General features: G+C 36.8%; 17 protein-coding genes and 2 pseudogenes. 15 read left to right on the top strand and 4 right to left on the bottom strand.

All coding sequences use genetic code 11. The features are described from left to right. Window positions 1-33: 33 nt before the first annotated feature. The 3 genes and pseudogenes from ACIQZI_RS15645 to ACIQZI_RS15640 form a co-directional block, all read right to left on the bottom strand. Window positions 34-402, bottom strand: a pseudogene (locus ACIQZI_RS15645) (DUF418 domain-containing protein); the annotation flags it as partial. Then, complete coding sequence (locus ACIQZI_RS24305) at window positions 380-508, bottom strand: CysS/YqeB C-terminal domain-containing protein (RefSeq protein ID WP_483878421.1); 129 nt, start codon at window positions 506-508, stop codon at window positions 380-382. The gene ACIQZI_RS24305 and the pseudogene ACIQZI_RS15645, both read right to left, overlap by 23 nt. A gap of 520 nt (window positions 509-1,028) precedes the next feature. Then, entirely contained in the window at window positions 1,029-1,898 is an 870-nt protein-coding gene (locus tag ACIQZI_RS15640) for a D-psicose 3-epimerase (RefSeq protein ID WP_403074519.1), read from the bottom strand. Window positions 1,899-2,186: 288 nt separating this feature from the next. Between ACIQZI_RS15640 and ACIQZI_RS15635 the strand changes: the two genes are divergently transcribed. The 15 genes and pseudogenes from ACIQZI_RS15635 to ACIQZI_RS15565 all read left to right on the top strand — a co-directional run. Then, entirely contained in the window at window positions 2,187-2,948 is a 762-nt protein-coding gene (locus ACIQZI_RS15635; RefSeq protein ID WP_403074517.1) for a GntR family transcriptional regulator, read from the top strand. A 93-nt stretch (window positions 2,949-3,041) separates the two neighbouring features. Continuing rightward, window positions 3,042-4,559: a xylulokinase gene (gene xylB, locus ACIQZI_RS15630; RefSeq protein ID WP_403074516.1), complete on the top strand. Its 1,518-nt coding sequence runs from the start codon at window positions 3,042-3,044 to the stop codon at window positions 4,557-4,559. A 157-nt stretch (window positions 4,560-4,716) separates the two neighbouring features. Continuing rightward, entirely contained in the window at window positions 4,717-5,493 is a 777-nt protein-coding gene (locus tag ACIQZI_RS15625) for a glucose 1-dehydrogenase (protein ID WP_403074514.1), read from the top strand. 45 nt (window positions 5,494-5,538) lie between these two features. Beyond that, a complete protein-coding gene (locus tag ACIQZI_RS15620; RefSeq protein WP_403074512.1) occupies window positions 5,539-6,168 on the top strand; it encodes an HAD family hydrolase in 630 nt (209 codons plus the stop codon). Window positions 6,169-6,519: 351 nt separating this feature from the next. Then, window positions 6,520-7,590, top strand: a complete 1,071-nt coding sequence (locus ACIQZI_RS15615) for a substrate-binding domain-containing protein (protein ID WP_403074510.1) — start codon at window positions 6,520-6,522, stop codon at window positions 7,588-7,590. Between the two features lie 200 nt (window positions 7,591-7,790). Continuing rightward, window positions 7,791-9,281 carry a sugar ABC transporter ATP-binding protein gene (locus ACIQZI_RS15610; protein ID WP_403074508.1) on the top strand — a complete coding sequence of 497 codons (1,491 nt, stop codon included), beginning with the start codon at window positions 7,791-7,793 and terminating at the stop codon, window positions 9,279-9,281. A gap of 5 nt (window positions 9,282-9,286) precedes the next feature. Further along, complete coding sequence (locus tag ACIQZI_RS15605) at window positions 9,287-10,285, top strand: ABC transporter permease (protein WP_403074504.1); 999 nt, start codon at window positions 9,287-9,289, stop codon at window positions 10,283-10,285. A gap of 70 nt (window positions 10,286-10,355) precedes the next feature. Continuing rightward, window positions 10,356-11,393 (top strand): zinc-dependent alcohol dehydrogenase, encoded by a 1,038-nt coding sequence (locus ACIQZI_RS15600; protein WP_403074502.1) that lies wholly within the window; start codon window positions 10,356-10,358, stop codon window positions 11,391-11,393. 38 nt (window positions 11,394-11,431) lie between these two features. Continuing rightward, complete coding sequence (locus ACIQZI_RS15595; protein ID WP_403074500.1) at window positions 11,432-12,451, top strand: zinc-dependent alcohol dehydrogenase; 1,020 nt, start codon at window positions 11,432-11,434, stop codon at window positions 12,449-12,451. Between the two features lie 164 nt (window positions 12,452-12,615). Beyond that, window positions 12,616-13,572 (top strand): phosphoglycerate dehydrogenase, encoded by a 957-nt coding sequence (locus tag ACIQZI_RS15590; RefSeq protein WP_403074498.1) that lies wholly within the window; start codon window positions 12,616-12,618, stop codon window positions 13,570-13,572. Beyond that, window positions 13,569-14,633, top strand: a complete 1,065-nt coding sequence (locus ACIQZI_RS15585; RefSeq protein ID WP_403074496.1) for a phosphotriesterase family protein — start codon at window positions 13,569-13,571, stop codon at window positions 14,631-14,633. Before ACIQZI_RS15590 ends, ACIQZI_RS15585 begins: the two co-directional genes overlap by 4 nt. 20 nt (window positions 14,634-14,653) lie before the next feature. After that, entirely contained in the window at window positions 14,654-15,595 is a 942-nt protein-coding gene (locus ACIQZI_RS15580) for a shikimate dehydrogenase family protein (protein ID WP_403074494.1), read from the top strand. A 168-nt stretch (window positions 15,596-15,763) separates the two neighbouring features. Next, window positions 15,764-16,342, top strand: coding sequence for a glucose-6-phosphate isomerase (locus ACIQZI_RS15575; protein WP_403074492.1), 579 nt, complete (start codon window positions 15,764-15,766; stop codon window positions 16,340-16,342). Between the two features lie 12 nt (window positions 16,343-16,354). Beyond that, on the top strand, window positions 16,355-17,017 hold the full coding sequence (locus ACIQZI_RS15570) for a bifunctional 2-keto-4-hydroxyglutarate aldolase/2-keto-3-deoxy-6-phosphogluconate aldolase (protein WP_403074490.1): 663 nt from the start codon (window positions 16,355-16,357) through the stop codon (window positions 17,015-17,017). A gap of 334 nt (window positions 17,018-17,351) precedes the next feature. Further along, a pseudogene (locus tag ACIQZI_RS15565) lies at window positions 17,352-17,612 on the top strand (23S rRNA (uracil(1939)-C(5))-methyltransferase RlmD); the annotation flags it as partial. 150 nt (window positions 17,613-17,762) lie between these two features. Here ACIQZI_RS15565 and ACIQZI_RS15560 read toward each other — a convergent pair. Continuing rightward, window positions 17,763-20,741 (bottom strand): response regulator, encoded by a 2,979-nt coding sequence (locus tag ACIQZI_RS15560; protein ID WP_403074488.1) that lies wholly within the window; start codon window positions 20,739-20,741, stop codon window positions 17,763-17,765. Window positions 20,742-20,788 lie beyond the last annotated feature (47 nt).

Genomic DNA, 20,788 nt, shown 5'->3' with positions numbered 1-20,788 from the left:
ATTTTATGTATCCATTTCTTAAGCAATTAGAAGAATGAAGAAAGCTAAAACAATTCCAAATAGAATCAAATACCGGGAACGTCGACGTATAGTCTTTAAGGAATCTTTTTCACTTTTTCCTTTTGAGATTTGACTTTCAAATGCCAGAACAAACCCATACCCTACTAAAACGGCAAACATCGCTCTTGCTCGGTTATCAATAATGAACATGCCAAAAAGGTTCACGATTTGATCAAAGAAGTTAATACTTTCCACCCTATGCATGATCCCAGGTTTAGTGGCGTACAAATATAGTGGGGCATGTGCAAGTGCAATTAGTAGTACCATAGCACCTCTAGCTAGATCTTATGAAACGGCACGTTTTTTTCTTCTTGTTGTTCTAATGTTTAATGGAAAGGTCATACTGATCTTCTCCTTGGTCTATTACAGATACCCCTAGCTCGCACAAATCTTTACGTAAATGCTTCACTTTTTTCTTATCGCCGTCCTGGAGGGAATTTCGTCTCAATAAAATAAATTAGGAGGTGTTAGTTTTCAAAGGGAACTAGTTCAAGCTGAAAAAGAAGAGAAGTATAAAGGTTTTAGATATACTCGATTGACTGCCTGTAAATAATTATGAAGACATTAATACTAGAAAGGGAATAGATTGATGTTATGATTATTAAAGGAGATTTTTCATATTTTAGTTTGTAATATAGAGAGATATGGTATGGGAATTTAACTGAAACACAATAGGTTAGCTCGTAGTAGAGCTAAGCATATTATTATTATTTAAAAATAAAGAAAGGTATTTCTCCTTATTAAAACTTTTTGTAGGTAGTAGCGAAAATAAACAAACTCGTATTTCCGAACCCTATCACATTAAGCATTGTCAGTAGAATAATACCATAATGAAAGCTGCCTAACTTAATCAATACGGCAGCTTTTTCAGGTTAAAACATCCGTTTTATAAACTTCTATCGAATGTGGAAAGTAAGTAAAACAATCCAATAAATGAGATTACATTAAATCAATCTACTAAATTATAATTATCTTAGAAATTCCCTTTTTACAAATTGTAAAGATTCTTTAATATCGGCATCCAATTTAGCTTCATCTGCTTTTTCAGAAAGGTCTCTCCAAATTTTAATATCAGAACCTACAATGCCTCCTGGGCGAACGAATGGTTCCATCACAATGTAGCCTTCATAATTGATGTCACGAAGTGCCTGCCCCATTTCTGACCATGGCATATGACCTTTGCCGGGCACTTTTCGATTACATTCACCAATGTGGAAATGCCCTAAATAATCACCAGTATAACGAATGGCATCACCAATAAAATCTTCCTCAATGTTCATATGAAAGCTGTCTAACATGACTTTAACATTGTCTTTTCCTATATCTTTTACCAATTCAACCGCTTCTTTCGCATCATTCACTAAAAATTGCTCAAATCTATTTAAAGTCTCTATTAACAGGGTAATATCATATTGAGCAGCATAATCTGCTAATTCCCTCATACTCTTTATACTTTGTTTCCGAGTTTCTGGTTTGTTTATTGATTTTGTGTAATCTACAGGCCAATAAGAATAGATGGTACCGCCAATCTTATGTATACCGGCTTTATGCAGTGCATCTAAAATCTCTTTCATAAAATCAATTCCATTTTGCCTAATGTTTTCATCTCGGGAGGATACATCGTATTCTTTTGGAAGTCCAATTCCTGCCGTTAAAGTAATATTGTATTTCTCGGCTTCAAACCTTAAAGAATATAAATCTTCGTCAGACATATTGACAATTCCTGCAGCTCCTACCTCTAACACATCAAATCCAAGATCAGAAACTTTTTTTACATATTTCAGATAATTTGTATCCCAATCTTCTTCCCAATAAGCAAAATAGATTCCATACTTCATTCTTAACGCCTCCATTATTATAATTTTAATATTGTATAAACTTCCTCTAATATAGAGAAAGTGCTTACAAAAAATAAGAGGTCAGACGAACTTTCGATTTCTTGTTTATTGAATTCGTAATTTAAGTATGTTACTATGTAGTAACAATACGATATTAATATGCTATGTATCAATAATAAGAATCTCTGAAGGAATATGTCAAGGAAAATATAAGATATTGAATTTGAAAATTCAAATAAAATCTAGGTTAATAGAAGAGAATATATAGAAAAAGGAATGAAGTGAGGAATGGTTTTATTGAAAAATGTGCGATTGGATAAATCGGTGCCAATACCATTATATTTCCAACTAAAAGAACTAATATTATCAGAAATCAAAGAAGGTAATTATAAGATTGGGAGTCTGATTCCTACAGAAAATGAATTGAGTGAGATGTTTGGGATTAGCCGTACAACCGTAAGGCAAGCAATAACGGAACTTGCTCAAGAGGGCTGGTTATATCGTGTGAAAAGTAAAGGAACATTTGTATCCAAGCCAAAAATTGACCAAAGTTTCATTCAGGCTTTAGGTTCTTTTAATGACCAAATTGCAGATTTGGGAAGAGTCCCTAGCACAGAGCTTCTTGAGTTTGAAGTGATACTAGCTCCTGTTGAAGTGGCAAAAGAGCTTAAATTAAAACCAAATGAAAAGGTAGTCTACATTCATCGTAAACGCTTTGCTGATGAAGATCCGATTGTCATGGTAAAGACGTATCTTCCATTTAACAAGTGCAAGTTTGTTTTGAATCATGATTTAGAAAAAGAGTCATTGTATCCTGTTCTAGCATTACATGATGATACGCAGATATATAAAATCCGCCGTTTCATAGAAGCTGTAGTGGCAGACGATTATGATATAGAAAATCTAAATATTAGCAGTGATATGGCAATACAGCAATTTCTTTCGATTGGTTACAACGTATATGACGAACCGATTGAATACTCATTAGCGAGATATAGGGGAGATAGAAACAGGTTCGAGGTAATAATCTCGGCCAATTCACCAAAATAGTTCATTATCATCTATGGTTCCATCCTTGCGAATGGGAGCATAGATGATAAAAAAATATATGATTTTTGAATAGATTTAAGGGGTGCTAAAAAAATGACAAAATATATTTTAGCTCATGACTTAGGAACATCGGGGAATAAGGCTACTTTATTTTCAGAAAATGGTAAATTGATCGGGAGTTCTGTCTATTCTTATTCTACTGATTATTTTAATGGCACATGGGTAGAGCAGGATGCAGAGGATTGGTGGAAGGCCGTATGCATCACAAGTAAGAAATTAATTGGATCTTTAGGTATTAATCCGCTAGATATTGCCGTTGTTAGCTTTAGCGGCCAAATGATGGGGTGTCTTTGTGTGGACAAATCAGGGAATCCTTTACGAAGGGCAATTATTTGGGCTGATCAGCGTGCCCAAAAACAAGTAGCCCAAATTGAAGAGTATATTACGCAAAAGGACTTTTATCATATTGTCGGACATCGTAATACGGCCTCATATGGAATTCAAAAGCTTATGTGGGTTCGGGATAATGAACCGGAAATATATGAGCAAACCTATAAAACCTTAAATGCAAAGGATTTCATTGTATCCCGACTTACGGGGAATTTTTATACAGACTATTCAGATGGGAACAGTAATGGATGTTTTGATTTGGTGAATTTAAAATGGTCCGATGAAATTATCGAGTATGCAGGAATAGACACAGATAAACTTCCTGAATTAAAGCCCTCAACCTTTGTTGCTGGAGGAGTAACAAAGAAAGCAGCAGAAGCAACAGGTTTAGCTGAAGGAACATCTGTTGTTATTGGTGGTGGTGATGGTGTAACGGCAAGCGTAGGCGCAGGATCCATAAGTCCTGGGAAAACCTATTGTAGTATCGGGACATCCGCATGGATTACGACAGCTTCTGAAAAACCGATTTTTGACGAAGAAATGAGAACGGTTACTTGGGCACATGTAGTTCCTGGATTATATGCTCCAAATGGTACTATGCAAACTGCTGGTGGTTCCTATAATTGGGTGAAAAATACCATCTGCCAATATGAAATCCAAGAAGCAGAGGCCAATGGGAAGTCACCCTATGAATATATGAATACACAAATCGAACAGTCTCCTGTCGGCTCAAACGGTGTTATTTTTCTTCCGTATCTCCTAGGGGAAAGAGCTCCTAGATGGGATGCTCAGGCAAAAGGTGCTTTTATTGGTTTGAAATCTGAAAATCAACGAGGAGATTTACTCCGAAGTGTTTTAGAGGGGGTAACGATGAATCTCTCTATCATTTTAGACATTCTCCGCAAACATATGGATATTGATGAAATGCTTGTCGTTGGCGGTGGAGCGAAAGGTGCTGTTTGGCGCCAAATCATTGCAGATATATATAATGCGAAGATTATTGTCCCAAACCTGTTAGAAGAAGCAGGTAGTATGGGAGCTGCTGTAACAGGTGGTGTAGGGGTAGGAATGTATAAAGATTTTAATATCATTAATCAATTCATTGAAATTAATCATGTACATACACCTAATTCAGAGGCAGTTATAGACTATCAGCCTATTAAGAAAGTCTTTGATAATTGTTATTTTGCCTTGAAAGATGTTTTTGCAATAGATAAATAGTTAATGTTGATATGGATAATTATTTCATTATTTACTACAAAAAATGTTTATGGATGCTCAAAAAGAAGGTTATGCAGTAGGTGCATTTATTGAAGTTTCACTTTATGATCAAGTCACTATTTCACACCTATAAATATTGTTAAAGGAGACTATATGTATGGATATGCTGAAAAAATTATTCTCACTTGAAGGAAAAGTAGTACTTATAACTGGGGGGGCACAGGGCATAGGGAGAGCCGTTGCTGAACATATTGCAGCAGTAGGTGCAGATATTGTGATTTTTGACCAACAGGCAGAAAAGGCACAGGCTACGGCGGATGCAATCGAAAGAGAATATCAATGCAGAGCAATGGCAATAGGGGTTGATGTAACAAAGCCAGAGGAGATTGCCGTTGCTATTGAAAAAGCAGATACCGAAATGGGGAAATTAGATTTATTGTTTAATAATGCAGGAATTGTGATTCAAAAACCAGCAATTGATTTAACCTCGGATGAATGGTTTAAAGTGATTAATGTCAATCTAAATGGGGTTTTCTTTGTAGCTCAGGCTTTTGGACGATATTTAATTGCTCGTGATAAGCAAGGTGCTATCGTTAACACAGCTTCTATGTCAGGTACGATTGTTAATTACCCGCAGCAGCAAGCATCTTACAATACATCAAAGGCCGGTGTGGTTCAATTGACTAAATCCCTAGCAGTCGAATGGGCTGATAAAGGAATAAGAGTAAACTGCATAAGTCCTGGCTATATCTTTACAGAGTTAACATCATTTGTTAGACAGGATTGGCAAGATTTATGGAAGGAGCTAACCCCATTTAAACGGATGGGTAAGCCGGAAGAATTAGCTGGTGCTGTAATTTATTTGCTATCTGATTCTTCATCCTTTGCAACTGGAACAGATTTAATTATTGATGGTGGGTTCACGATTGTTTAATAACTCTTATTCATGCCTAAGGAAGCTTCAGAGGGGGATTTTAATATGATTGATAGTATTATATTTGATTTAGATGGGACTCTATGGGATACCACCCATATAGGGGCGCAAATTTGGTCAGATGCTGCTTCAAACTATCATATTCGTGTTCAAGTGACAGCTGATCAATTAAAAGGCCTGTACGGATTACCAGTTGATATTATTGCAAATAGATTATTTCCATATGCCTCAGATGAAGTACTCCAAGCTATTATGCAGGAAAGTTCTAGGAAACAATGTCAGTACCTTGAAGAAGATGGTGGCATAATTTTCCCAAGTCTTCTAGAGACATTAAATGAACTAAAGAAAAACTATCGGCTTTTTATTGTAAGCAATTGTGAGGAAGGTTATATTCAAAGTTTCATTAAAGGAAATCAACTGGAAGGTTACTTTGAAGATTTTGAATACCCGGGTAGGACGGGGCTGTCAAAGGCAGATAATATCCGTATGATTATTGATCGTAATCATTTAAAGAACCCTATCTATGTAGGCGATACAGAGTTAGATGCTACGTCTTCAAAGGAAGCTGGCATACCTTTTGTTTATGCTAAATACGGGTTTGGAAATGTTGAAAAGTTCGACGATGTCATTGAGTCGTTAAATGAACTAAATCAATTATCACTTATTAAAATTTAATATAGTTTCAATTTTAATAAACTCCCATTAATTATTTTTAGAATATTCATTTTATTAGTAGATAATTATAATTTATGTAAAATTTATCTGGTATTGACGGGCGGTAAAACCCCCATCTCAAGGCTTAGAGGAATTGAAGAAGCGTCGGTGGGGGATGAAGAAAACCCCACTGATTGAAGTTGCACTATATCTAAAACAAAACATAGAAGCGTTTTAATTTTTCTTAAAATTCTTTTAATAAGAATATTGATAACGCTATCATTTTGTTGTATAGTATGGACATGCATATATTGTAATGTAGTAACAATACTATGTATTGAAAAATAAGATCTAATCTAGGGGGATATGCACATGAAGAAAAAGTCTTTATTTTCATTACTATTAGGTGTGTTAATGGCAGTGTTACTAGTTGGATGTAATTCTTCAGAGGAGTCATCTAAAGACGGAAAATCTGGTAATGAAAAGTTTAAAGTTGGTTTTGCGATCAAGACTCAAGATTCGCCTTACTTTGTGTCATTAGTTGATGCTGTTGAAGAATATGCAGGGGCAAAAGGTTGGGATTTAACGGTACTAGATGCAAATGGAGATACTACAAAAGAAGCAGAAAACATGGAAACTTTTATTGCCCAAGGTATGGACTTAATTTTCTTAGATAGCATTGAACCAGACGCCGCAGTTCCTAGTATTAATAAAGCTGCAGAAGCTGGAATTGGTGTTATTAACCTAGACAGTGGAGTTGGAGAAGGAGCTAAAGATATTACAACGGTTTATTCAGATAATAAACAAAATGGTAGATTAGTAGGGTTAACTTATGCTGAAAAAATGGAGGATAAAGAAATTAAATCTATTATCCTAAGCGGTGCTAAAGGAAATGTAGCAGGTATGGAAAGAAGAACAGGTCTTTTTGCTGGTATTATTGAAGGAAAGACTGGAATTACAGAAGAAGAAGCTTGGAAGCAAGCAGAAGCATTTGATAAAGAATTAACATCAAAGGGTAAAGCCACTCATGCTGAAGCGAAATTTACGGTTGCAGGACAAGGTTGGGGGAACTGGACTGAGGAAGAGGGTCTAACAGCTTCTGAGGATCTGATTACAGCTAATCCAGGTTTAACAACTGTATTAGGTGAAAACGATCATATGTTATTTGGTGCAATGACAGCGCTTAAAAATTCTGGGGCTGAAGGTGTTGATATTGTTGCTGCTGCGGACGGAGCGAAAGCAGCTTATGACTTAATTAAAGAAGACAAATACTATGCTACAGGTGAAAACAGTCCTTATAAAGTTGCAGAGTTAGGTGTTAAGATTGCCGAAGAAATTTTAGTGGATGGCAAAGATATGTGGAGCTACGAAGACATTACATTAACAAAGCCAGCAGCTGTAACGAAGGAAAATGTAGACGAATATTATGAATTCGGTTTCTAGAAACTAAAATCCACAAACTGTCTATTACTTAAAGGCAATGATAGTAATAGACAGTACCACTTATCTTTAGGGTTTTGGTTTTAATTGCAATCATTTAAAAATTATTATAAGTGAAGTCAGTTGAATAAAAGATCTGCCATTTTACGAAAGAGGAGGATTACTTCTTATCATTATTTCTATAGAAAGGGGAGACAAAAATTATGCAGAAAGAATATGCCGTACAAATGAAAAATATTACAAAACATTTTGGCGGTGTGAAAGCGTTAACAGATGTTTCTCTTAATGTTGAAAAAGGGGAAATCCATGCATTAATAGGTGAAAATGGCGCTGGAAAATCCACCTTGATGAAAATCTTAGCAGGTGCCTATCAAAATGATAAAGGCCAGATATTAATCAACGGTAAAGAAGCAAAAATTACATCACCTAAAGATGTTATTAATTTAGGAGTTTCAGTTATTTATCAAGAATTTATGCTGGCACCTGACCTTACTGTCGCAGAAAATATCTTTATTGATAAACTAGCCGATTCTGGAATGTTAATTAATTGGAAGATGTTGAAAAAGAGGGCAAAAGAAGAATTAAAAAAGCTTGGGTTCGATGATATAGACCCAGAAGCAAAAGTAGGGAGTTTGAGTGTTGCATATCAACAAATTGTGGAAATCTGTAAATGCCTTGCAAGAGAATCAAATGTATTAGTTTTTGATGAGCCAACGGCTGTATTAACGTTTTCTGAGACTCAAAAGTTACTATCCATTATCAATAATTTAAAAAATAATGGTGTTAGTATTATCTATATTTCTCATCGTCTGGAAGAATTATTAAAAATCAGTGATCACATTACCGTATTAAAAGATGGAAAATACGTAGATACAGTAGTTACCTCCTCTATTAATAAGGAAGCATTAGTTTCCATGATGGTTGGAAGAGAGATTACCCAATTGTTCCCTGAACGCAAAATGAAAATAGGAAAAGAAATATTAAAGGTTGACAACTTAAGTGCCGGAAACCTGGTTAAAGATGTCAGCTTCTCAATTAAAAGTGGTGAAGTAGTTGGATTTAGTGGTTTAGTAGGCTCAGGAAGAACTGAAACAATGCGGGCTATATTTGGAGTAGATAAAAAGAAATCTGGAAAAGTAATTTACTTTGGAGAAGAAGTGAATTTTAAAGATCCAAAAGAGGCGATAAATAAAGGATTTGGGCTTCTCCCTGAGGATAGAAAAAAACAAGGCTTATTGTTAGAGCAATCCATTCGGATGAATACGACAATAGCGTCAATGTTTAAAATAAAGAAATTCGGTGTTATTAATCATAATAAAGAAAAAGAGTATGTGGAAGATTTGTTGGCTAGTATAGCTACAAAGTACGGTTCTATGGAAGATAATGTGAATAGTCTAAGCGGAGGAAACCAGCAAAAAATTGCCCTTGCAAAATGGCTCTCTGCGGATTGTAAATGTCTTGTATTTGATGAGCCTACCCGAGGGGTAGACGTTGGTGCGAAAACAGAAATCTATAAGATTATTAACCAGCTTGCCGAAGAAGGTGTAGGGGTTATCGTGATATCCTCTGAAATGTCTGAGATTATCGGAATGTGTGACCGTGCCATTGTTATGCGTCAAGGATTAATAGCCGGAGAGGTAGATAAGTCTGAGCTAACTGAAAATAACCTAATAAAACTTGCAATGGGGGTATAAGAGATATGGCTAACATGGAATTGGGATATAACAAAAACCTGACTAAAGAAAAAAAAAATAAAAAGCTTAATTTCAAACAATTCCTGATCGATAACAATACATATATCATCCTAGTATTATTAATCATTATCAGCAGTATGCTTACCGATACCTTTTTAACATCCATGAACTTGAGGAATATTGCTCTTCAACAGGCAGCGCCAATATTAGTCGCTATTGGGATGTTATTTGTTATCGTAGCAGGTGGTATTGACTTATCAGTCGGTTCAGTTATGGCCGTAGGAGCAACCGTATCTGCCATTTTGATTAGTGATATGGGAATGAATTATCTTCCGGCAATGTTTCTTGCTGTTGTGATCGGAATTATTTTTGGATTATTTACGGGTATTTTAGTAGCCTACGCAGGTATGCAGGGGTTTGTAGCATCCCTAGCTACTATGACTATTGCAAGAGGGGTTTCCTTTGTAATTACGGAAGGAAGACCAGTTAAACTCGAATCTGGAACTCTAGATACGATTGTAAGCAAGGAATTCTTTTACCCTATTATTCTCATAGCTCTTGTTTTAATTGTTGTATTCGCGTTTGTACAAAAATATACCAGCTGGGGACGAATCGCTATTGCTATCGGTAGTAACCCAACAGCAGTACAGCTTGCGGGTATCCGGACAAAAAGATACATCATGTCAACATATGCTGTGTCAGCTGCGCTAGCCGCATTAGCAGGTGTTTTTATTGCAGCAAGATCTTCAACCGGAAGTGCTACAGTAGGAATGGGTCAAGAGTTGGATGCCATTGCTGCTTGTGTAATCGGTGGGGCAAGTCTTGCAGGGGGGAAGGGCTTTGTAGTGAAAGCAGTGGCTGGCGGACTTATATTAGGATTAATCGGAAATATTATGAACTTAATGGCCGTCCCATCTTATCCGCAGGACATTATTAAAGGCTTCATAATTATCGCGGCGGTATTATTGGGAATTTTAACTAATAAATCTGAAAAGGCAGTTTAATAGTTTAGGAGCCTTTGTATGAGGGGCAGAGATTAGGAAATCAATAAGTAATGAAAGGGCGAAGAATTTTATGAAAACATTAGTAGTAAATTCTGATGGCCAATTAGTGATTATAGAAGTACCCGTTCCCAAATACAATTCTAAACAAGCTTTGGTAAAAACCATCAGCTGTGGAATTTGTGGTACGGATGCTACTATTATCAAATCCGAATTTAAAGGCTTTCCTAGAGAGAAATATCCCTTAATGCTTGGACATGAAGGTGTAGGCCGAGTAGTTGAGATAGGCTCTGAGGTAACAAGCTTTAAAGTCGGAGATATTGTTTTGCTTCCTTTTAACGATGAGGATGAAGAACAATACGGCTCTTTAGGTTCGGCCTGGGGAGCGTTTAGTGAGTATGGTGTTATAAATGATAAATCAGCTTATCAGGAGGATGATATTCCTGAGGCTGCTTATGCACAGCAGGTTGTACCTGTTGATATTGACCCGGTAGATGCAACAATTCTAATTACCTTAAGAGAAGTTTATAGCACGATTAGATATTTTGATATTAATAAAGATGATAGTATTGTTGTTTTCGGCAGCGGACCTGTTGCCGTAACCTTTATCAAATTAATGAGTTTAATGGGATTCCAGTCGATTATTGGAATTGCTAGAAGTGAGGAAAAGCAGAACATTCTTTTGGAGAACGGGGCAGATGCCGCTTTTAATTGCAGAGCAACTGATATTAAGAATGAGATCCGAACATTATACCCTAATGGAGTCAAGTATGTTTTAGACGCTGTTGGGACTGCTGAGATTATTAATCAAGCGATGGAATTGATTGAAGATCGAGGAGAAATACTTTGTTATGGTGTACCAAAGTACAATCAAATGCAGCTTGATTGGAGTAAGGCTCCCTACAATTGGAAGCTTAATTTCCAACAAATGCCCTCTAAGCTTGAGGAAAGTGAGTCGTACGGTCAGATTTTATCCTGGATTAGGGAAGGCAAGATTAACTTGAAGGACTTTGTTTCAAATTACTTTACGTTCGAAAATATTTTGGATGCTTTTGAAGAGTATACGAATCATCGAATTTTAAAGAAAGCAATAATTACTTATCCATCTTGATGGGAATTTATTTTTCAAAATATGAGGGGGATGTGCAAATGCTTCAAGCAATTATGGTTGAGCCCGGTAAAATTGAATTTAATGATGTACCAGTTTCAAAAGTAAAGCCTTACCAAATTAAAATTAAAGTGAAGCGAATCGGAGTCTGCGGTTCTGATATCCATGTGAATCACGGCAAACATCCTTATACTAGTTATCCGGTAGTACAAGGTCATGAAGTATCAGCAGAAGTTGTTGAGGTGGGCTCTGAAGTTACGAATGTTAAGATAGGAGATAAAGTTACCATCCAGCCACAAGTAGTCTGCGGCGAGTGTTATCAATGTACCCATGGATTATATAATGACTGTGAAGAACTGAAGGTTATGGGTTTTCAAACAACAGGGATGGCAAGCGAGTATTTTGTCGTCGATGCTAGTAAAGCATTAGCACTACCTGCTGAAATGAGTTTTGAGCATGGAGCAATGATCGAACCTCTTGCTGTTGCCGTGCATGCTGTAAGACGTGCTGGAGATGTAACGAATAAAAAGATCCTAGTGCTAGGCGGGGGGCCAATTGGTAATCTCGTTGCCCAAACAGCTAAAGCAATGGGAGCAGAATCAGTGCTCATATCAGAACTAAGTAAATATCGTTTAGAAGTTGCTGAAAAGTGCGGCATTAAGACTATTGATGCTAAAAATGAGGACATATTGAATGGTATCATTGCGAATTTTGGTAATGACCGAGCAGACGTTATATTTGAGTGCATAGGAATCAATGTTACCATTAACCAGGCCATTAATTCTGCCCGAAAAGGAAGTACCATCATCGTTGTTGGTGTATTTGCAGAGCTAGCAAATATCAACATGGGCTATGTGCAAGACCACGAACTATCCTTACTCGGCAGTGCTATGTATCGTGAAGAAGATTATGTAAAAGCAATTGAACTTGTCAATGAAGGTTTAATTGATTTTGATACGTTAATCACGCATCGAGTGAAATTTGAAGATTATGCCAAAGCTTATGCTCTTATTGATGAGCAGAAAGACTATGCGATGAAGGTCATGATCGAAATAGACTAATATTTTTTCAATCGTAATGTTTATGTTTATTTGGAAATAGCGTTGCCTATTCCAAATAAAATTTTTAATCAGTTATGTCGTGACATAACTACATAATAACAATCAATAGACCGGAAACGATTGACTGAAAAATCAAGAACTTACTATAGGGGGATGAGGATGTAATGAAAGAAAAAATCTTAATCACGCCTAAATCATTTAAAAACTACAAAGAAAAGGCTCATAAGCTACTTCAGGAACATGGCTATGAGATCATCGAAAATAATTTGGGCAGAACGATGACGGAGGAAGAGATCATCGAGCTAGCCAATGATGATGTTGTCGGTATTATCATAGGTGTAGATCCACTTCCATCTAATGTTCTAGAACAATGCAAGAGCTTACGAGCAATCTCTAAATATGGGGTTGGTATGGATAATATTGACCTTAAAAAAGCAGACGAACTTGGAATCCTTGTAAAAAATGCGGTAGGAACGAATTCGATTTCAGTGGCCGAACATGCGATTGCTCTTATGTTTGCAGGTGCAAGACATTTACCGAGTATTGCCGCTGGAGTTAAAGCATATGGATGGGAACGAAGTATTGGCTTCGAGTTAACTAATAAAAACCTTGGTCTAGTTGGTGGCGGACAAATTGGAAAAGAGGTTGCCAAGAGAGCGGTTGGAATTGGTATGAAAGTTACAATCTATGATCCTTATTTTAATGATTTCGAATTCCTTGAAAAATATAATATCCAAACAGCAGACGAGTTATCAGAACTATTAAAAATGTCCGATATTATTTCCCTTCACTTGCCGGCGACGGAAGAGACCAAAGGGCTAATCAATGTTGAAACATTAAAACTAATGAAGCCAACCACCATCCTTATTAACACATCTCGTGGAGAACTTGTGGATGAAGCAGCGCTTTATCATGCGCTTGTTAATCAGGAGATAGCCGTTGCTGCACAGGATGTGTACTCTTCTGAACCACCAAAACAAGGGGATTTATTAGTGGCACTTCCCAATTTCATCTTAACACCGCATATTGGTGCTTTTACCTATGAGGCAGTGGAACGAATGGCAATGGTTTCAACGGAAAATCTCATCAATATGCTTGCTCAAAAGGAAGTTGCAAAATGAATAATGGCTTAGATTATTTAACTAGTGTATCGAATTCATCCAAGGGTTTAATTATTGAGAGTCAAGAGGATGTAAGTGGTAATGAGCAACCTTATCACCAAGTAATTACCACTGTAACTGGGCCAATAGCGTCGGAAGAAATCGGTTTTTGTCACAGTCATGAGCATCTTTTTTTAAAAAAAGGCCCAAGTGCTGAAATAGATTCTTCTTTGCAAATAGATGATTTTGATAAAACCACTCAGGAACTGAATTTATTTAAAGCGGTTGGTGGTACGACCGTAGTGGATGCCCAACCCATTGGAAGCGGCCGCCATAGTCAGTGGTTAATGGCTGCTTCGCAACAAACAGGTATTCAGGTCGTTGCTTCCACTGGGTTTCATAAATTAATGTTTTACTCTGAAAATCATTGGATTCGAACGGCAAATGTTGATACACTCACTGAACTATTTATAGATGAACTGGAAAACGGGATGTATGCAGATGGAGAAGATGCATGGCCTGTAGAAAAGATTGTGGCAAGGGCAGGTATTATTAAGACGGCCGCGGATTTTGAAGGTGTGGGAGGTCAATATTACCGGCTTTTCAAAGCTGCTTCCCAGGCAGCGATTGCTACTGGGACACCCATCATGAGTCACACTGAACTCGGGTATGGAGCTCTTGATCAGATTAAGCTGTTTACAGATTTAGGCGTTGCTCCTAGCCAATTAATCATGTGCCATTTAGACCGAAAAATGGATAACGTTGATTATATGCTTCATGTTGCGAGCACGGGGGTTTATTTAGAACTCGATACCATCGGACGATTTAAATATCATTCGGATGACGAAGAAGTAGAGCTGATTATTAAGCTGATTGAGGCAGGTTATGAAAATCAAATTTTACTCGGACTGGATTCCACCCGAAAGCGATTAAGAAGCTACGGTGGTGAACTCGGTTTGGATTATTTGGTCAAAAGTTTTTTGCCCAAACTTGAGGATAGTGGTGTATCAAGAGCCTTAATCCGAAGATTCATGCACGAAAATCCAGCAAAAGCCTTCAGTAAACGTATTCTTACAACATAAAACAGAGAGGAGATATCCCTTTGAAATTACCAGAAAAAGCAACTCAGCCGACCATGTATTTTATCGGTGTAACTACCAAGAAATCATCCATCATGAAGCTTTTCCCCTTTTGGGCGGAAGCGTTAGGACTGGAAAAAGCGGTCTTAAAAGGGATTGATATCGATATTCATGCGGATCCCCAAGCTTATCGGGATGTGGTGCAGTTTATCAAGGATGATGAACTATCGCTCGGGGCACTTGTAACTACCCATAAGATTGACCTTTATCATGCTGCTAAGGATCTCTTTGATTACCTTGATCCTTATGCAACCATGTTTGGTGAACTCTCTTCTATTTCCAAAAAGAATGGTAAGCTTGAAGGCTATGCAAAAGATCCTATTTCTAGCGGTTTAGCAATGGAAGTTTTTATTCCAGAAAACTATTGGAACAACCATGGTGGAGATTTGTTCATTATGGGAGCTGGCGGAAGCGCTATAGCAATCAGCTCTTACTTGTTAGATCGTAGTAAGGGTCAAAATACCCCATCCCGAGTGGTGATTACAGATCTAAACCAAGAGCGTCTTGAGGAGATTGAACGTATTATCCGCGAAATTAATCCTGATGTTAATGGTGAATACCATTTAACACAAGAGCCAAGCCAAAACGATGCGTTACTCGCTCAACTTAAACCATATTCTTTCGTAATAAATGCGACTGGATTAGGAAAAGACCGCCCTGGTTCACCATTAACGGAGGAGTGCATTTTCCCTGAAGAGAGCCTTGTATGGGAATTGAATTATCGTGGTGAGCTGGATTTCTTCCATCAGGCCCTTCGTCAAAAAGAATCAAGAAACCTTTATATAGAAGACGGCTGGATTTACTTCATCCACGGCTGGACGCAGGTTGTTGCTGAGGTCTTCCATATTGACATAACCGGATCTGTTTTCTACCGAATTGAACAAATTTCAAATGAAACAAGGTAAGTAATTTTCGAATGAACTCTATTAGTTTTATTAGAATGATAAACCCAATAACCAACTAAGCACATATGTGGTTCAACACTCTGAATGAATTAATGCTGAACTTTATGACAGATGCAAATTTACAAAAATGAAAGAGTTAATATAAAAACAAACAGAGGTGACTTAAGGATGACTGAAAAAGTTTTAAAACCATTTACTATTGATTTTGATCTTATTACTGGCTACTCCCAAGCGAAAAATTCAACTAAGCGTCCGCTTTCGAAAATGAAAGGTATGTATGCAGATGACGTTGCTTTTGATTCAGCAACACAAAACGACGATCCGCTAGTTTATGAGTTTTACGAACTCGACCTACCAGAAACGCCAGGTAATCTATTATTCGGAACAAGTATCGTCTACTCTGGAAAAGTTGGCGATGAGTATTTTATGACGAAAGGTCATTTCCATACCATTTTAGACACAGGTGAAGTCTACTATTGCTTAAGTGGTTATGGAGCCATGTTAATGGAAAATCCGGAAGGGGATTGGGATATACAGTATTTCTCCCCAGGAAAAGCCGTCTATGTACCACCACGTTATGCACATAGAAGCATCAATCTTGGAAATGAGCCACTTGTGACGTTCTTTACATTCCGGGCAGATGCCGGTCATGACTACGGTACCATCGAAACCAAGGGATACAGAAAACTTGTTGTTGAAAGAGATGGAAAGCCTGAAATAATTGATAATCCAAAATGGAAAGAATAAGGGGCGTATACTATGAGTAATAAATGGGAAGTTATAAAAAAAATTACTGACTCAGGATTAGTTGTAGTTGTCCGGGCAAACGATGCGGATGAAGCGAAAAAAATTACCGAAGCCTGTCTAAAAGGAGGAGCAGCCGCGATTGAAATTACTTACACTGTTCCAGGTGCTACTCAAGTCATCGAAGAGTTGGCTAAAGAATACCAAAACGAGATTATTATTGGGGCCGGAACCGTATTAGATCCTGAAACTGCACGAATTGCTTTGCTTTCAGGTGCAGAATATGTTGTCAGTCCTTATCTTAATGAAGAAACTCTTAAACTGTGCAATCGATATCAAGTCCCATGTATGCCAGGTGTAATGACTGTTGATGGTGTGGTCAAAGCAATGGAACTTGGTGCTGACATTTTAAAAGTGTTCCCAGGGGAAGCCTTTGGACCAAATATTATCAAAGCAATTAAAGGTCCTCTACCTAAATCCAGTCTTATGCCAACAGGAGGTGTAAGCCTTGATAATGTAGGGCAATGGATTAAAGCAGGAGCTGTTGCTGTAGGTGCTGGAGGATCGCTCACTGCTAGTGCCAAAACTGGTGATTACAAAACCATTTCCTCATTAGCCGAACAGTTTGTCCAAAAAATAAAAGAGGCAAGATTAGAAAAAGCATTCTCGGGAAGATAAATATTAGCCAGGACCAGCACACGAAAACTTGAATAAAGTTAGCTAACAAATGGACACGGGATCATCATTAACCGTGTCCATTTGATTACCTTCGAATTTGGTTAATTTTTTTTGTAAGATAGTTCATATGGAAAACTGGTATGATTCTTAAAAATTTCTTAAACGACCATCTGCTTTAGGTGGTCGTTTAAGGATAGAAATGGTTGCATCCAGTATCTCTTATAAACCTTACTTAGATATATCACGCTAAAGCGTATTTTCAGAAGAGGGCAACTAGTGGGACAGGTTACCTGTCCTTATGTCTCACGCAGTAGGAAAAGCCGGAAATGTCATGCCTCGTTGGGGCAAAGAAGGCTTTAGACCAGATGTCATCGTTGTCGATCCACCAAGAACTGGCTGTGACCAAGCATTACTACGCACGATTATGAAAGTAAAACCGAAGAAGATTGTGTATGTGTCTTGTAATCCATCAACATTGGCGAAGGATTTGCAGGAGCTGAGTAAGCTTTATAAGGTGGAAAGCATGCAGCCTGTGGATATGTTTCCGCAGACGAGTCATGTGGAAGTTGTTACTGAGCTTAAGTTAAAAGATTAATGCTAAAACCTTGCCGTATGGCAGGGTTTTTTAGGATTAATGGTGGTGAACCGTACCATAAGTAAATGAGGTATATAAAAAGACCTTTTATGTTTCTATCAATTAAACATAAAAGGTCTTAATTTTATTATTTTCCCTGTATTCATTGACCTATTTGTATAGCCATACGTGCATAATAGATAATAATTGTTCCATGATTACTGGCTTACTAATATAATCTGAAGCACCTGCATCAATACATTGATCTCGATCATATTTCATTGCCTTCGCTGTAAGTGCAATAATAGGAAGATTATTGAATTCAGGAATTTGTCGTATAAATTGAATTGTCTGGAATCCATCCATCTTAGGCATCATAATATCCATGAGAATTAGTTCGATGTCTGGATTACTTTGTAAAATTGCGATACCTTCCTCTCCATTTTCCGCAAACAATACTTCAACTTGATAACTTTCAAGTGCTGATGATAATGCAAATATATTTCGGATATCATCATCAACTAAAAGTATTTTTCTGCCCTCTAACAATTCTCTTCTTTCAAGCAAACCTATCCATGGTTCACCATCTTGTAATCGAGTCACAGATGGGGCCGATGTTGCGGAACTGGAATCTTCAAAAAGCCCCGTAGCTATCTCTGCTTCAGCTAGCGATAATCTATTTGTGTTTCTATTATTTTGATTCGGTAAAAATAAAGAAAAAATGCTTCCTTGGCCCACTGTACTTTCAACTTCAATAAAGCCACCTAATAAGTGAGAGATTTCCCGGCTAATGGAAAGTCCTAATCCTGTTCCGCCATATTTGCGGCTAATGGTTCCATCAGCTTGTTTAAAAGCGTCAAAAATAGTGCCCTGTTTTTCTGCCGGTATGCCAATTCCCGTATCCTTAACTGAAAATGCAAGTTCAATATCTAAATGAGTTAACGTTTGCAAGTTTGTAAGTGACTCTTTTTTTACTTTTTCAATGATGAATGAAACAGAACCATGGTCGGTAAATTTAAAGGCATTCGATAATAAATTTTTCAAAATTTGCTGTAAACGCTGCTTATCGGTATGAATCGATTTGGGCAAATTAGAATCAAGAAGAATGTTGAACTCTATATTTTTCTTACGTGCAACAGGGGTAAATTGTGCTTCCACAAAATCCTTAACGTCGCTAAGTAATACTTCATTAATATTAATTTCCATTTTCCCTGCTTCCACTTTTGCTATATCTAAAATGTCATTTATTAAATGTAACAGATCATTTCCTGAAGAAAAAATAGTTTCCGCATAATTGACTTGTTTTGAAGTCAGGTTTCCATGGGCATTTTCAGCTAGCAATTGGGCTAGAATCAGCAAGCTGTTGAGCGGTGTGCGCAGCTCGTGGGACATATTAGCAAGAAATTCTGATTTATATTGAGAACTAATGGCTAACTGTTGTGCCTTTTCTTCAAGAATGCTTTGTACTTGCTCTACCTCTTTTGTCTTCTGTTCAGACTGTTCAATTTGTACTTCAAGTTGCTCATTAACTGTTTTTAACTCTTCTTGCTGCAATTGAAGCTCTTCAGAGTGGCTTTGCAGTTCTTCTGTTAAAGCCTGTGACTCTTGGAGCAGCTTTTTAAACTGCATATTTCTTAGTATACTGTTTATATTGACACCGAGATTGTCCATTAATTCTTTTAGCAGCATTTGTTCTTCAGTATTAAAAGATTTAAATGAAGCTAATTCAATAACAGCTAAAACTTCTCCTTCAAATTTTACTGGTATAATCAAAATGGCTGATGGCGATGCTTTACCAACACCAGAAGTAATTTTAATATAATTCTCAGGCACTCGGTCTAGCAGAATCATACGATTCTCTAATGCGCACTGTCCTACAAGACCCTCTCCTAAACGAAAGCTCTCTGCACCAATGTTCTGTTGATTATAAGCATAAGCAGCTACTTTTTGGAAAAGCCTTTCAGTTCCTTCTTCATTTTTTATATAGAAAACCCCATAAGATCCTTCAACCATAGGCGTGACTTTTGATATGAACAGATTTGCTAAAGAGTTTAAATCAGCTATCCCTGAATGCATCGTAGCAATTTCAGCAATTTTTGTTTTTATCCAGCTTTGTTTCTCTGCAATATTTTTTAGTTCAATCAGTTCAAGTTGGGTCATTTCGAGTTCTTCTGTTCTAATTTTAAGTTGACGAACTAAGGACTCATTTTCAAAAATTGTAATGACTTGTCGAATGACAATAAATAAAAGAATAAATGCTCCACCTATTACAAAACTTGAGTAATCTTCTTTTTTGGTCATACCAAGAATGATGAAAATCAGCAAACTAAAATACGGTAATATATTAAACAGTCTGTAGAACGGTTTTTCATGCTCTTTTTTTTCTTGTGATAGATTATCCTTCATTTTGACAGAATAAAAACTTGATATACCTATTAATAATAGACAGAAATTCCATACTGGGTTTAAAGGTGACAAAAGATCAAATGTAGAAGTAATTGAATAGAATAACCAAAAACAATCTACAATGGTGTAAATAATCATTGCTATACCATTTAAAAATATGATTTTAGGCGAAAAAATCCCTTTATTAAAAAAGAAGAGCAACGCAATACTAAACATAACCCCTAAAATAGCTACCGGATAAGTTACCGAGATAATGAGTTTAAAAGTGGATATTTCAGAATTATGTAAAAATGGTTTTAAGAAATAAACCCACGATATTGTTGTTAACACAGTCATAAATATAAAGGAATTAAAAAAAAGTTGAATTGTTCGATATTTCACTTTTTTTGTAAATATTTTATAAATTACAGCAATACTGTATATAATACTAAACATGGCATAAAACAAATTATCCCAACCTGGGAATGGGTTGTACTCGTTTAAAACAAACTGGTGGTATCTCCATATTATTTCCCCAATAAATTGACTAAATAATGCGAGGCAGAGAATGAGCCAAAATCTTTTCTCCTCTTTTTCCTTTATATGATAACTGGCTATACCTATAAATGTAATTGCAATCAATGGACCTAAAATTGCAATTAATCCAATTCCTAATAGGTTTGTTGGCCATAGTACAATCAACAAATAATAAACGAATGTATAGACCAATGTAATTAATATTGAAGGTTTCTTGAATTTCTCCAATGAGTTTCATCTCCTTTCATCGTTTAGGGGTTTTTCTAAAAGATAAT

The organism is Peribacillus sp. NPDC096379 (assembly GCF_044762875.1).
GTDB lineage: Bacteria > Bacillota > Bacilli > Bacillales > DSM-1321 > Peribacillus.
This window is presented reverse-complemented; position numbering and strand designations above follow the sequence as displayed.